12 protein-coding genes are annotated in these 13777 nt (G+C 51.7%); 6 read left to right on the top strand and 6 right to left on the bottom strand.

Annotated elements, in window-relative coordinates; all coding sequences use genetic code 11:
* Positions 1–115 precede the first annotated feature (115 nt).
* From C0977_RS06385 to C0977_RS06405, 5 genes are all read right to left on the bottom strand, one after another.
* Positions 116–841, bottom strand: a complete 726-nt coding sequence (locus tag C0977_RS06385) for a glycerophosphodiester phosphodiesterase (RefSeq protein WP_101912814.1) — start codon at positions 839–841, stop codon at positions 116–118.
* On the bottom strand, positions 834–1982 hold the full coding sequence (locus C0977_RS06390) for an ABC transporter ATP-binding protein (protein WP_101912815.1): 1149 nt from the start codon (positions 1980–1982) through the stop codon (positions 834–836). Before C0977_RS06390 ends, C0977_RS06385 begins: the two co-directional genes overlap by 8 nt.
* Before the next feature lie 58 nt (positions 1983–2040).
* Positions 2041–2862: a carbohydrate ABC transporter permease gene (locus tag C0977_RS06395; protein ID WP_023054057.1), complete on the bottom strand. Its 822-nt coding sequence runs from the start codon at positions 2860–2862 to the stop codon at positions 2041–2043.
* Entirely contained in the window at positions 2849–3733 is an 885-nt protein-coding gene (locus C0977_RS06400) for a carbohydrate ABC transporter permease (RefSeq protein ID WP_023053917.1), read from the bottom strand. The genes C0977_RS06395 and C0977_RS06400 overlap by 14 nt, the downstream gene beginning before the upstream one ends.
* 118 nt (positions 3734–3851) lie before the next feature.
* Positions 3852–5189: an ABC transporter substrate-binding protein gene (locus C0977_RS06405; protein ID WP_023054016.1), complete on the bottom strand. Its 1338-nt coding sequence runs from the start codon at positions 5187–5189 to the stop codon at positions 3852–3854.
* A gap of 370 nt (positions 5190–5559) precedes the next feature.
* Here C0977_RS06405 and C0977_RS06410 point away from each other — a divergent pair, with 370 nt between their 5' ends.
* From C0977_RS06410 to ptsP, 5 genes are all read left to right on the top strand, one after another.
* Positions 5560–6321 (top strand): DeoR/GlpR family DNA-binding transcription regulator, encoded by a 762-nt coding sequence (locus C0977_RS06410; protein ID WP_101912816.1) that lies wholly within the window; start codon positions 5560–5562, stop codon positions 6319–6321.
* Positions 6318–7241, top strand: coding sequence for a 1-phosphofructokinase (pfkB, locus tag C0977_RS06415; RefSeq protein ID WP_101912817.1), 924 nt, complete (start codon positions 6318–6320; stop codon positions 7239–7241). Before C0977_RS06410 ends, pfkB begins: the two co-directional genes overlap by 4 nt.
* A 3-nt stretch (positions 7242–7244) precedes the next feature.
* Positions 7245–9143, top strand: a complete 1899-nt coding sequence (locus tag C0977_RS06420) for a PTS fructose transporter subunit IIABC (protein ID WP_101912818.1) — start codon at positions 7245–7247, stop codon at positions 9141–9143.
* 82 nt (positions 9144–9225) lie between these two features.
* Positions 9226–9483 carry an HPr family phosphocarrier protein gene (locus tag C0977_RS06425; protein WP_101912819.1) on the top strand — a complete coding sequence of 86 codons (258 nt, stop codon included), beginning with the start codon at positions 9226–9228 and terminating at the stop codon, positions 9481–9483.
* Between the two features lie 15 nt (positions 9484–9498).
* Positions 9499–11139 carry a phosphoenolpyruvate--protein phosphotransferase gene (gene ptsP / locus C0977_RS06430; protein WP_101912820.1) on the top strand — a complete coding sequence of 547 codons (1641 nt, stop codon included), beginning with the start codon at positions 9499–9501 and terminating at the stop codon, positions 11137–11139.
* Between the two features lie 165 nt (positions 11140–11304).
* Here ptsP and C0977_RS06435 read toward each other — a convergent pair whose 3' ends face one another.
* Positions 11305–12720, bottom strand: coding sequence for a sodium:solute symporter family protein (locus C0977_RS06435; protein ID WP_023053964.1), 1416 nt, complete (start codon positions 12718–12720; stop codon positions 11305–11307).
* 263 nt (positions 12721–12983) lie between these two features.
* Here C0977_RS06435 and C0977_RS06440 point away from each other — a divergent pair, with 263 nt between their 5' ends.
* Positions 12984–13700: a DUF6803 family protein gene (locus C0977_RS06440; RefSeq protein WP_200814235.1), complete on the top strand. Its 717-nt coding sequence runs from the start codon at positions 12984–12986 to the stop codon at positions 13698–13700.
* The last annotated feature ends 77 nt before the right edge of the window (positions 13701–13777 follow it).

A 13777-nucleotide genomic window follows, 5' to 3' on the forward strand; every position in this document is an offset into this window, starting at 1 on the left:
ATGCAGCGGTCGGCATGGGGGCGTTTGGGTGTCAGGATGAAAGACGTTGCCGTTTCGTTTTATTGCATAATGGACAGGCGCGGTCCCGTCCCTGCCGGAGTCGGAGATGATCGGCTCAGCCGTATTGTTTTATTTTGCAGCTTAGCGCCAACGCCGGGTTGTTCGTAATGATGCCGTCCGTCTGCCAGGACAGGAAGCGTTGAATGTCTTCCGGCTTGTCTACCGTATACGGATTTACGGCGATGTTGCAGGCATGGCAGGCCTGAACCGTTTCATACGTGACGTGCAGATAGTTGGGATGATAGCATTCGACATGGCGCTGCCGACAATAGTCTTCCGGCTGCAGCAGGCGGCAGTCGGTCAGAAAGCCGCAGGGGATTTCCGGCTGACGGCGCTTGATTTCCCGGATCGTTTCATGATTGAAGGAGGAATAGATGGTCCTGCTTTCCAGGCCGTGTCGGGAAATAATCTCGCTTACGCGTGGCACTAATCCGTCGTAAGTGAAGATATTCGTTTTTAATTCGATATTGGTTATTAAAGCCGTCTCCTTTACCCAAGTCGCGTATTCTTCGAGCGTCGGGATTTTTTTCCAGATGCCTTTAAAGGTATGCGCGAAATTTAATCGGCACAGCTCCGCATACGTGTAATCTTTGAGATAACCGACGCCGTTGCTGGTTCTGGAGATGTCTTCGTCGTGACAGATGACAGGGACGCCGTCCTTCGTCATCTGTACATCCAGTTCGATGCCGTCGGCACCGCAGGCGAGAGCTTTTTGAAACGCCAACATCGTATTTTCAGGATATTTGGCGGCAAACCCTCTGTGAGCAATGATGCTAGTCATGGCCGGTCTCCTTTGCAGCGACGTCGGAAACAGGGGTTAATAAAGACTGTTCCGTTTCCCCGTCGAAGAGATAGACGTGGTCCATGTCGATGACAAAAGAGATATCGGCGTCATAGGCGATGTTTTCGTTGCCTGTCAGGCGGGCGACGAGTTGGTGACGGCTGCCGGGCATATGGAAGTAGACGAACGTATCATAGCCCATGTCTTCCACGTTTTGAACATGAACGCAGAGGGTGTTTTTTTCGTCTTTCCGGGCCAGCCGGATATGCTCCGGCCGAAAGCCGAGGTAGATTTTCGGATTAAGGGCAGGTTTTTTTAACCGGCCGACGACCGCATCGGGCAGTTTCAGGTCGGCTCCAGACGGCAGCCGGACATAAACGGCGCCTTCTTTATGGAACAGCGTCGCCGCCACCGTGTTCATTTGGGGGCTGCCGATAAATTCGGCGACAAACAGATTGGCCGGATTCCAGTACAATTCTTTCGGCGCTGCGAACTGTTCCAGCTTGCCTCTGTTCATGACGGCAATGCGGTCCGCCATGGTCAGGGCTTCCGTCTGATCGTGGGTGACATAAATGAAGGTCGTGCGCAGTTTGCGATGGAGCTCTACGATTTCGGCCCGCATCGTCACCCGCAGTTTGGCGTCGAGATTGGAAAGCGGTTCATCCAACAGGAAGACTTTGGGCTGCCGTACCATGGCCCGGCCGAGGGCGACGCGCTGTCGTTGGCCGCCGGAGAGAGCCGCCGGTTTGCGGTCGAGATATGGTTCCAATTGCAGGATGCCGGCGACTTCGCGTACTTTTCTGTCGATCTCCTTTTTGGACACGCGGTGCATTTTCAGGGCGAAACCCATATTGTCGCGCACGGTCATCGTCGGATAAAGCGCGTAATTTTGAAAAACCATGGCAATGTTTCGGTCTTTGGCGTCTTTTGTATTGACAAGTTCATCGTCAATGTAGAGTTTGCCTTCGCTGATCGTTTCAAGTCCGGCGATCATGCGCAAAGTGGTGGATTTACCACAGCCTGAAGGCCCGACGATGACGACGAATTCGCCGTCCCGTATGGCGAGGTTCAACTTGCTGACGGAGGTCTGTTTAGAATGGTCGTATAGTTTGCTGATGTTTTCCAAGGTGACGTTAGACATAAAAACTCCTTTATCGATATGATTGGCAATGCGTGCCGTCGTTTATGCGAAGACGGCACTATCCTTTTACGGCGCCGGCGGCCAGTCCTTTGATCATATTTTTTTGCGATACGATGAAGATGATCAGCGACGGGATCATGCAGCTTACGACGCCGGCGATGATCAGAACGATGGACTGCGAATCGACGGCATTCAACATGCTCAGCCCGATCTGAACGGTGCGGCTGTTGTCGGCACTGGTAGTCAACAGCGGCCACATGTACATGTTCCAGCCGCTTAAAAAGGAATTTACCGCTAAAGCTCCCAGCGTCGGCCGCATTAAGGGAATCAGAATATAAAAGACGAAGTAGATATTTGAGCAGCCGTCCATTCGGGCCGATTCGTAAATTTCATAGGGAAAATTTTCCAACGCCTGTTTGAATAAAAAAATGCCGATAGTGGAAATGGCGAAGGGAATGATTAATACATACAGCGTGTCGAGCCAACCCCAGTCCCGGACCATCAAATATTGCGCGATAATGATCGCTTCGCCGGGAACCATCATGGTGGCCATGACCAGGGCGAACAGCAAGTTTTTGCCTTTGAACTTCAGGAAACGGAAGGCGAAGGCGGCTAAACAGGAAGTGAGCGACTGTGCCAACGTAATGGAGACCGCCACGATGAAAGTATTTAAGAGATAGGTTCCCAATGGCGCCGTTTCAAAGGCGTCGATAATATTCTGAACGGTAGGATTTGTTGGAAAAAAGTTGGCTTCAAATACTTCGCTTGGCGGTTTGAAGGTGATGCAGACGGCGTAGATGATCGGGAACATGACAAATATGGCCATCAGTATGTTTAAAAGCAGTATACCCGCTGTTTTACAATCGTTAATTTTTTTCATGTTGTTGCCCACCTTTGGCGCGGAGTCTGAAGATAGCAAATGTCAGTATCATGACAATAATAAACAAGGTTACCGATTCGGCAGAGGCGTACCCGTAGCGGAAGGTGATGAAGGCGTTTTTGTAAATGTCGTACACCAGCACATTGGTAGCTTCTCCCGGTCCTCCCATAGTAAGGATTTTGATTTGTCCGAAGGCCTGAAAGGCCTGAATGATGTTGGTGACGATAACGAAGAAGGTTATGGGGCGGAGATTCGGCAAGGTAATGTATAGGAATTTTCTGATACTGTCGGCGCCGTCAATAGAGGCGCTTTCATATAAGCTGTTGTCAATGCTGGCCAGGCCGGCGCAGAAGTAAAGGAAATTGACGCCGCTGTTGAGCCAACCCGTAATAAAGCTGACGCACAGCAGTGCATAGGTCGGGGTAGTGAGCCAGCCGATATGGGCGCCTGACAGCATGTTGATAATCCCGTTTGTCTGATTCAGCATGATCTGGAAGATCAGCGCGATTCCGGAAGAAGCGATCGCCATTGGCATCGCGTAGGTGGCGGAGAATACGCGGATGCCGGGAAAGTCTTTCTGGCAAAGCAGCGCACTGGTCAAGCCGATGAAAACACCGACACAGACGGTGATCACGACAAATACGACGGTGATCATGATACTGTGATAAAATACGGGATTGGAAAACAGATCGATGTAGTTGCCAAGGCCTTTAAAATGTATCATCAGGCCCTTTACATTCGTTTGGTGAAGCGAGAGGATGATGGTCTGCACGAAGGGATAGATGATGAATATGACCATAATAAGTATGGCCGGTAATAGGTACAGATAGCCTTCCCAGGCCATTATTTTTGACAAAAGGTCTTTGTTCATGAGAGTACCTCGTCTGCCGTCTGGCTGTATTATTTTTGCAAAAAACACAGAAAAACGACAAGGAAAAAATTGTCGTTTTTCTGTCAGCAATGTCCGTTAATGAAATTGTTCCAGTTTGTTATTTTGTGCCGTTCGCGTCATTGTAAATCTTTATGGCTGCATTGGCCTGTTCGGCAATGGCGGCGGCTGCCTGCGCCGGTGTCTTGGCACCGTTCAGCATATTTTCGATTTCCTTTTCCGTAATCTGACGAATTTCGGCGAAGGACGCGCTTAATCCGCCTTGCGATTGAGGATTGGAAGCATGCAGCTGATCGATGGCCGTCTGGAACTGCGGGAACTTGGACATGTTATCCTTGAAGACCGATTCTTTTGCTGCATCTACCGTAATGGGGAAGTAGCCGGTCATGGAATTCCAATAAGCTTGTGATTCGGGGCTGATCATGAACTTGATGAATTCCCAGGTAGCGTCCATACGGGCTTTGTCTTCACTGTTGATCATCCAAAGGGAAGCGCCGCCAATGGACACGCCGCCTTTATCACCGGCTTTTACGCTGGGATAAAACGCCGTGCCGACTTCGAATTTACCGCCGACCTGGTTCAGCGTATCACGGAGATTGGCGCTTGAAGCGACTGTCATGGCCGCCTTACCGGAATTGAATTCATCAGGGCCGCCTTTCCGTCCGATATTGGGGGCAATGCCGGCTTTGGCCAATTCGTTCCAAACAGTCAATTGTTGTTCCAATTCTTTATTGTTATTGGCAATATAGTTGCCTGGCGCTTTTTCACGTCCGTTATTGTTATCGAAGATAGGAATGCCGGATTTGCAGAAGAACTGTTCGCTGTACCAGCCGTATATCGTCAGAGCCAACGGCATTTGCGCGCCGCCGTCTTGAACTAATTTGGGTCCCATCGCTTTCAGTTCTTCCAGCGATGTCGGCGGCTTTTCGATGCCGGCTTTTTTGAAGATGTCTTTGTTGTAATACAAAAGCGGCGTTGACGAATTGAACGGCATGGAGTACAGCTTATTGTTTATCGTATAATACGCCGCAATATTTGGTTCTATCTTGGAGATATCGTACTTGTCCTTGTCCAGATAATCCTGGACCGGTACGGTCAGGCCCGAATCAATCATGTACCGCGTGCCGAGATCAAAAACCTGTACTACGTCGGCGCCCAGGTTTTTGCCGTTCCCGGCGTTGCGCAGTTTCGTGATCGTATCGTCATAGGAACCCTGGAATTCAGCCGTTACGTGGATATTGGGATGTGAGTCGTTAAACCGCTTGACGAGTTCATCAATCCCCTTGGCGCCGCTGCCGCCCATGGCATGCCAGAATTTAAGCTCGATTTTTTTGTCCGAGTTGCCGGAAGATGCGGTGGTGCCGGTATTGCCGCAGCCGATCAGGCCGACAATACTGAATGCCGTCAAGGCACATAAAGCTAGCGTTTTTAATCTCATTTACTATTCTCCTTTTCGATAAAATATCACTCTGTCAGTTATGATACAGAAGGATATTCAGTAACGTGAAAAGAGGCTGTATAAATTGTGTAAAATTACATTGTCCGAAACGAAGTGGCCGGTAGCCGCGAAAAAACGGCGGCCGTCCCGGTAGGGCGCTTAACATGGGCTGAGGAAGATGGCGGGATAGCAGGTTTTTGCACCGTAACCGGCCGGAGAGGGCACAATTGTTTGGTATCGGTATGTTTTTATCTTATAAGCGATCGATTTTGATTGCTTAATTTATATATTGATTGAATATGATTGATTTAGAATGAATGTGACGATATACTGAATACATAATTAACGACAAGAGCAAGGATGTGATCACATGTTGGCGGAAGAGCGGCAGCAGGAAATTTTAAAGTACATTCGCCGGCAAAAGGCCCTTACGGTACAGGAAATCGTTTCTCTGTTTTCCGTTTCCGAAGCGACGGCACGGCGTGATTTGCTGTCTCTGCAGGCGTCGGGTTTTGTAAATCGCGTTCACGGTGGAGCGACGTGGCGTGAGGGCTGCGGAGCTTACGATGCCGACTGGGAGGATTTACAGCAAAAATACGCGTACCACATGGAGGCGAAACGACGGATTGCCCGCTTTGCGGCGGCACAGATCGGCGATGCTGATTTTATTTATTTAGATGCCGGTTCCACTGTTGAACAGATGGCCGACTTTTTGAGCGGTTCCAAGGCTTCTTTCGTGACCAACAGTTTGCCGCTGGCACAGAAATTGGCTCATTTCGGTCGAGACGTACTGATCCTGCCCGGCCGCATCAAGGAGAAAACGGCGGCCATCGTCGGCAGTGAGATGCGGGATATGCTGCGGCGGTATCATTTCACGAAAGGGTTTTTCGGTGCGAACGGCATTTCTCTCCAAGCCGGCTGTACGACGCCGGATGCGGAAGAAGGCGATTGCAAAATGGCGGCCCTGCAGCATTGCCGGTATAAATCGGTTTTGGCGGACTGCAGTAAGTTCGGTTTGGCTTCACACATTACGTTTGCCGATTTGGCGGAAGTTTCCATTATTACGGCGCAGGAAGCGGAGCATTTTGATTTTACGCCGTTTCAGCAGATTACAGAGGTGCATATCGTATGATTTATACAGTAACGTTTAATCCGTCTCTTGATTATGTCGTGCGCGTGAAGCGGTTTGTCAGCGGCGATATCAACAGGGCTGAAGAAGAGCGGATCTATCCCGGCGGCAAGGGGATCAACGTCGCCTTAATGCTCGGCAACCTGGGGATCCCGGCCAAGATGCTCGGCTTTGTCGCCGGATTTACGGGGCAGGAGATTGAGCGTCTTTGCCGGGTCAACGGCGGCGACTGCGACTTTATCCGCCTGACGGAAGGGAATTCCCGTATTAATGTAAAGATCAGCGCTGCCTCGGAAACCGCCGTTAACGGGATGGGGCCTCATCTTCCCGCTTCTGCCCTGGACGCTTTAACGGAGCGGCTGCAGCGCCTTCAAGACGGGGATACGCTGGTTTTGGCCGGCAGTATTCCCGCAGATATTCCCGTCGACATATACGAGCAAATTTTAAAAGGACTCAGCGGCAGGCCGATTCGCACCGTTGTCGACGCTACGGGCGACTTGTTGAAAAAAGTCCTGAACTATCACCCGTTCCTGATCAAACCGAATCAGGCTGAACTGGGAGAACTGTTCGCCTTGGAGCTCCATCGCGATGAAGAGGTCGTTCTCTGTGCCAGACGGCTTCAGGCTATGGGAGCCTGTAATGTATTGGTTTCGCTCGGCAGTAAAGGCGCGCTGCTGCTGGGGGAAGATAAAAAGGTTTACCGCCTGTCGGCGGCTGCCGGCACGCTGGTCAATTCCGTCGGTTCCGGCGACAGTATGGTGGCCGGTTTTCTTGCCGGGTATGAACGGTACGACGGCGATCTGCAAAAGGCGCTGCAGTTGGGAATCAGTGCCGGCAGCGCTTCCGCCTTTCGCCCTTGGTTAGCTGAAAAAGAGGATGTTATGCGGCTGTTTAGTCTGCAACTGAATAAAGAGAGGAGATAGATCATGAGGATTCGCGATTTGTTACAGCTTTGCAGCATTGATTTACAGGCTGTGGCGGCCGATAAGCGCGCCGCCATTGCTCATGCCGTTTCGCTGATGGAAAAAAGTGGTAATCTGATTGATGCGCAGGCGTATGAAGACGCCGTTCTGCGGCGTGAAGCGGAAGGCAGTACCGGTATCGGCGAAGGGGTAGCCATCCCGCATGCCAAGACGGCTGCCGTTGCTGAACCGGGACTGGCGGCGATGGTCGTTCGCGGCGGCGTCGATTACGAAAGTCTTGACGATGAACCGGCTTTTCTGTTTTTTCTCATCGCCGCTCCCGAAGATGGCGCCGACGTTCATCTCAATGTTCTGAGCCGGTTAAGCCGTATGCTTATGGATGATGATTTTCGTGCCCGTTTGCTGGCGGCGCCGACGCAAGAAGCCTTTTTGGCCTGCATTGATGCCAAGGAGACGGCTATCCTTGGCGAAGAAGAGCATTTCCCGGAAGTTGCCGATACGGCGACGCAACCTTTTATCGTCGCCGTGACGGCCTGCCCGACCGGCATTGCCCACACGTACATGGCGGCAGAAGCGTTGGAAAACAAGGCGGCGGCCATGGGAATCGCGATCAAGGTGGAAACGAACGGTTCCGGCGGCATAAAGAACAGCTTAAGCGCGCACGATATTGAACGAGCTGCCGGCGTCATCGTGGCGGCTGACAAGAACGTGCCGACACAGCGGTTTGCTGGTAAAAGAGTACTGTTCGTGCGTGTGGCTGCCGGGATCAAGGAGCCGGAACGATTGATCCGGACTATCGTGGACGGTACGGCTCCCGTTTTCGATGGCGGCGGCAGCAGCGACGAAGCGGCCGGCGATACGGGGCGGGAGAGTGTGGGGCGTCAGGTTTATAAGCATCTCATGAACGGTGTTTCCCACATGTTGCCGTTTGTTATCGGCGGCGGCATTCTCATTGCCCTGGCATTTCTCGTCGATATGGAACATGCCGGTACGGCCGCTTTCGGAAGTGGTACGGCAACGGCGGCTTTCCTGAAACAGACCGGCGGCCTTGCCTTCAGTATGATGCTGCCGATCTTGGCCGGGTTTATTGCCGCCAGCATCGGCGAACGGCCCGCTTTAATGCCCGGTATCGTCGGCGGTTTTTTGGCGACGAACGGCGGTTCCGGCTTTTTCGGCGCTCTCTTCGCCGGGTTTATTGCCGGGTATTTGGTGCTTGCGCTGAAACGATTATGCCGGAACATGCCGAAGGCGCTGGAAGGAACGAAGCCGATCCTTATTTATCCCGTCGGCGGGTTGATCCTTATCGGTGTCGTCATGACGTATCTGATCAATCCGCCGACGGCCGTGTTCAATCAATGGCTGGCGAACGCCTTGTTGTCGATGACGACGTCGAGCAAGGTGATCCTCGGCCTCGTTCTTGGCGGCATGATGTCGATTGATTTCGGCGGACCCATCAATAAAGCGGCTTACGTGTTCGGGACGGCGTCGCTTCTGAACGCGTCCGGAGCTGCTGTCAGTTCCGGCATTATGGCTTCCGTCATGATCGGCGGCATGGTACCGCCGATTGCCATCTCCTTGGCGATGCTCCTTTTCCGCAAAAAATTCACGGTCAAGGAAAGGCAGTCGACGGTAACCAATTTTATTATGGGCTTATCGTTTATTACGGAAGGCGCTATTCCCTTTGCCGCCGCCGATCCGGTTCATATTATTCCGTCTTGTGCTGTCGGGTCTGCCGTGGCCGGCGCATTATCGATGCTCTTCGAATGCGCCGTTCCGGCGCCGCACGGCGGTATCTTCGTTTTCGGTGTCGTTACGCATTGGCCCATGTATGCGTTGTCGCTGCTTGCCGGTGCCGCCGTCGGAGCGGTCATCATGGGAATAATCCGTGACGACGCGGCATAGATTTCGCATCTGTTAACGGTTGAAATAGATTGTTTGTCAATATTTTTCCGATTACGTGTTTCGTATAAAGGAGGTTTTTTCAATGAAAGAATTTACTTACGTTATTACCGACCCTCAAGGAGTCCACGCTCGTCCTGCCGGCATTCTCGTGAAGGAAGCGAAGAAATTTACCTCAGCCATTACCGTTGTTAAAGGCGGCAAAACCGGTGATTTGAAAAAGATATTCGCCGTCATGGCGCTGGGAATCAAGCAAGGCGAGACCATTACCGTACAAGTTGACGGTGCCGATGAAGAAGCGGCGGCTGCCGCCGTGACAGCGGCGTTGCAAGCCAATTTATAGCAAGGAGGGATGCCGATGTTAGTGATACGGGGGAAAAGCGTGTTTGCCGGCATTGCGATCGGACCGCTAGCACTGTTTCACCGGCAGTCCGCTTCTGCGGCGCAGCGGCCTGCTGCCGGCATAGAAGCGGAGCTGCAGCGTTTCCGTCAGGCCCGGCAAACGGCTGTCGCGCAGTTGCAGGCGCTGTACGAACGCGCCGTTGAAAAAGTGGGGGAAGACGAAGCCGCCGTTTTTGAGGTGCATCAGATGATGCTTGCCGACGATGACTATCTGGAAACGGTAGAAACCTTGATCGGCAGCGGCAATATGAGTGCGGAAGACGCAGTAGAACGGACAGCGCAGCAGTTTGCCCAGATGTTTCGTGCTATGGATGATACGTATATGCAAGCCCGCGCCGCCGATGTCATCGACATTTCACGCCGCGTCGAAGCGGCGCTTTGCGGCTGCCAGGATACCGATTTGAGCGCTTATGACGGTGTCATTATCGGCGCCGATGACTTGGGACCGAGTGAAACGCTGCAGCTCGATACGGATAAGATCCTCGGTTTTGTTACATCCGGCGGCAGCACCAATTCACATACCGCTATTTTGGCGCGGACGTTGGGGATAGCCGCCGTTGTCGGCACCGATACGCCGTTCCATGATGACGTTGAAGGGTTGACAGTCATTATTGACGGGTATACGGGTACGGTCTATCTCGATCCCGATCCGGAGATGTTGGCGGCGATGGAGCGCAAAGCGGAGACGGCGGCGGCTCATCAGGCCGCATTGGAGCGGCTGCGCGGACTGCCGACACAAACGAAGGACGGGAAAAGAATTGATTTGTATGCCAATATCGGCAATACGGGAGATTTGGCCCAAGTAGCGGAACATGACGCGGAAGGGATCGGCCTGTTCCGCAGTGAATTTCTGTATTTGGAAAATACGACATATCCGACGGAAGAGCAGCAGTTTGCGGCGTATAAAAAAACGGCGCAGGCACTGGGCGGTAAACGTGTCGTCATTCGCACCCTTGATATCGGCGCCGACAAGAAAGTAGACTATTTCAACTTGGAGACGGAAGAAAATCCGGCCATGGGCATGCGGGCCATCCGCATTTGCCTCAGCCGCCCCGACTTGTTCAGGATCCAACTTCGCGCGTTGTGTCGGGCTTCCGCCTTCGGCAAAGTCGCCGTCATGTTTCCGATGATTATTTCCCTTGATGAAATCAGGCGGAGCAAAGCGATGCTTCGCGATGTACAAGAAGAATTGACGGCACAAGGGATCGCTTACGACAAAGAAATGGAAGTAGGGATTATGATCGAGACGCCTGCGGCGGCGATTATCAGTGATGAACTGGCGAAAGAAGTCGATTTTTTCAGTATCGGCTCGAATGATCTGACGCAATATACGCTGGCCATCGATCGTCAGCAGACACGGCTTGACGATTTCTTCGACGCCCATCACCCGGCGATCTTGCGGTTGATTGAAATGACGGTTCGGAACGGACACGCCGCCGGTATCTGGGTCGGCATTTGCGGCGAACTCGGCGCCGATTTGTCCTTGACGGAAACGTTTCTGCGCATGGGGATTGATGAATTGTCTGTCAGTCCGGCGGCGATCTTGCCTGTACGCGAAAAAGTTCGTTCTTTGGATTTGCGGGATGTAGACGTTTGACAATATCATCTACTGGTGTTTCACGTGAAACATGGCAAAAGGGTCTGCAGCGGAAGGCATTGAATATGCCTTTCGCTGCAGACCCTTTCTGTTTAGCTATTTGACGAATTGGAGAACACCGGGGGTTCTCGCGCTTCCGTCAATGCCGTCTGCATGTGCCGCATTTTACAGGTCGTCTTCCCGGCGTGTCGGCGGCGTAATCGGCGTTTTGTCGATAACACGGACGAGAAGAAGGGTAACCGTACAGATGATCCATTCAAAATAAATGACATGAGGCAAGATGCGTATTGCCGGGAAAAGCTGCCAGAGGATCAGTCCTGCAATTCCGACGAGTGTCGTCCAGAAGGCCGTGTTCCTGCGGCATAGGGAAGGACAGAAAAGCGTGCAGAGGAAGACGAGCGTAAAGGCGGTCGTCAGACTCAGGCCGATCAGCATGATCTTGACGATGCCGACGGCGTTAAAGGCCATCCATAAGGTGCCGATGCCGATCAGGAGCGTAATCATTCGGTTGGCGCGCAAATACGTTTTTTGTGTCATTTTCGGTGAGAAGAAGCGGCGGTAAATATCTTGGGCAACGAGAGTGCTGGCGCCGAGAAGGATCGTGCAGGCCGTTGAAACGTCGGCGGCCCAGAGACCGGCCAAGGTCAGGCCCGACGAAAAGGGATCGAGACTCATAATAATTTGCGGTAATGCCAATGTCGGGTTCAAGTCGGGATATTGCGCTTTGGCGGCCAATCCCAAGATGGCGCAGAGGAAACCGATGGGAAAGATCAATATGCCGCCTAAAATGAACCCTCGTCTGGCGGCGCCTGCGTCTTTTGCGCCGCAGGCGATTTGGACCGGTCCCTGTGCGGTAATTGCCTGCGTCACCATGACGATGATCCAGCCGAGAAGCGTCGCCGCCGAAATGCCGGCAAAGGGACTGAACCAATCTACGGAGGAAACGGGAAGACTGGCAGCGATGCCGCTGATACCGCCGTCGCGGAGCAGGATGCGGACGAGAGAATAAATAATGCCCAAGTAAATGACGGTGACGCTGAGGATATTTGACAATCCTGAAGACCAGAGTCCGCCGATAGCCGTAATGCCGATGAATACAACGGCGCTTACGATCATGCCCGATTCCATCGTGAAGATATCGGGCATAAGCGTTGATAAGATGGAGCCGCCGGCAACGTATTGCAGCGACGTAATGCAGATCATAATCAGGGAAAGACCGATAACGCTGATGACACGAGCTTTCTTATCGTAGCTCCGCTCAAAGAGTTCCGGAATAGTTGTACAATTCAGCGAGCGGTAGCGGCCTGCCGCAAGAATCCCCATGACGATGGCGCCAATAGACCAGGCGCCGTTATACCAGCCGGCGGCAAGCCCGATCTTTGTGGCGCTTTCTGCGACGCCGACCGTAGAAGCGGCACCGACGGCCATGCCGGTGATACTGACGGCAACCAGTGTCGTTGAAAGCTTTCGGCCGGCAAATAAGTATTCTGTCGGATTTTGGGCTGCACGATGTTTGACATAGAGAGAGATCGCAAAAAGCAGGAAGATATATAAAATGACGATACTTAATTGAATGGACATAAATAAGACCCCTCTCCTTGTATAGCAACTTAAGTTCCCTACAATGCAACTAAAATTACGGACGTTGATGATATTATAGTATGTTGTAAAAGAAAAATCAAGGTCTTCAGGCAATACATACGGTCATCGCATGTTGAGATGCAGCGATGCTCTTTCGGTGACGGGGGTTGGGTGAAGGTGATCTTCATTATATCTTCACATTTTCTTCATAAATTCTCTATAGGGAACAGGTATACTGTAGACACTACAAAAAGGAGTGATTTATGATGATGAATATGGCAATGACACACTATATGGAACTTTTGTCGTTGCACCAACCGTGGTTTCTGATTTTATTCATGTTGGTGCCGATGACTTTGGCGGAAACAGTTTTGGCTTCCGAGATTTTCAGTTTGTATTATCAGGAAGAGGGAAAAGGTACTTGGAGCTCATTGCGACACGGGGCGTCGATTGTCTTAGCGATTTTCTTTATCGCCGTGGCGATCTTCATCGCCGTCTGGTATGTTCCGACTATTCAGTGGCGCGGTCCGCTTGATGTAATTGCTGTTTACAGTTATTTACTTGCCGTCATACCTGCTGTCGTTATTTTACTTATGGAATTCAATCTTATCAGTAAAAATAGTGATACGAGAATGAAATTGAAAAAACACGTTATTTGGGTCTTTGCTTTCGTTGCTTTAACGCATATTGCCATGGTTTTCGGCATGGCTGATCCGCAGCTTGCCGGCTGGACGGCGCCGCAGCAGAGCATGCCCGGCGGGCAGATGATGAATCATGACGGCATGTCAAACGATATGATGAATCACGGCGGTATGTCACATGATACGATGAATCATGGTGACATGCATCAACATATGATGAATCAGCAGCAATCGATGAATATGAACCAAGGCGGACAGGGCGGCATGAACGGGAATAACGCGGACTCCTGCCCGATGAATCAAGCTGATCAGGATCAGAACCAACACAAGAATAGCTAGAGATGTCAGTACGTTTTATACAAAACACGGAAACAGAGCGCTTCTGTTTCCGTGTTTTGTATAAATGGTGTACAATG

The sequence above is a fragment of the Megasphaera vaginalis (ex Bordigoni et al. 2020) genome, from assembly GCF_900240295.1.
In the GTDB taxonomy this organism is placed as follows: domain Bacteria; phylum Bacillota; class Negativicutes; order Veillonellales; family Megasphaeraceae; genus Megasphaera; species Megasphaera vaginalis.

Coding starts and splice junctions, on each gene's coding strand:
- C0977_RS06385 (WP_101912814.1), bottom strand. CDS start 841: ATGACTAGCATCATTGCTCACAGAGGGTTTGCCGCCAAATATCCTGAA.
- C0977_RS06390 (WP_101912815.1), bottom strand. CDS start 1,982: ATGTCTAACGTCACCTTGGAAAACATCAGCAAACTATACGACCATTCT.
- C0977_RS06395 (WP_023054057.1), bottom strand. CDS start 2,862: ATGAAAAAAATTAACGATTGTAAAACAGCGGGTATACTGCTTTTAAAC.
- C0977_RS06400 (WP_023053917.1), bottom strand. CDS start 3,733: ATGAACAAAGACCTTTTGTCAAAAATAATGGCCTGGGAAGGCTATCTG.
- C0977_RS06405 (WP_023054016.1), bottom strand. CDS start 5,189: ATGAGATTAAAAACGCTAGCTTTATGTGCCTTGACGGCATTCAGTATT.
- C0977_RS06410 (WP_101912816.1), top strand. CDS start 5,560: ATGTTGGCGGAAGAGCGGCAGCAGGAAATTTTAAAGTACATTCGCCGG.
- pfkB (WP_101912817.1), top strand. CDS start 6,318: ATGATTTATACAGTAACGTTTAATCCGTCTCTTGATTATGTCGTGCGC.
- C0977_RS06420 (WP_101912818.1), top strand. CDS start 7,245: ATGAGGATTCGCGATTTGTTACAGCTTTGCAGCATTGATTTACAGGCT.
- C0977_RS06425 (WP_101912819.1), top strand. CDS start 9,226: ATGAAAGAATTTACTTACGTTATTACCGACCCTCAAGGAGTCCACGCT.
- ptsP (WP_101912820.1), top strand. CDS start 9,499: ATGTTAGTGATACGGGGGAAAAGCGTGTTTGCCGGCATTGCGATCGGA.
- C0977_RS06435 (WP_023053964.1), bottom strand. CDS start 12,720: ATGTCCATTCAATTAAGTATCGTCATTTTATATATCTTCCTGCTTTTT.
- C0977_RS06440 (WP_200814235.1), top strand. CDS start 12,984: ATGATGATGAATATGGCAATGACACACTATATGGAACTTTTGTCGTTG.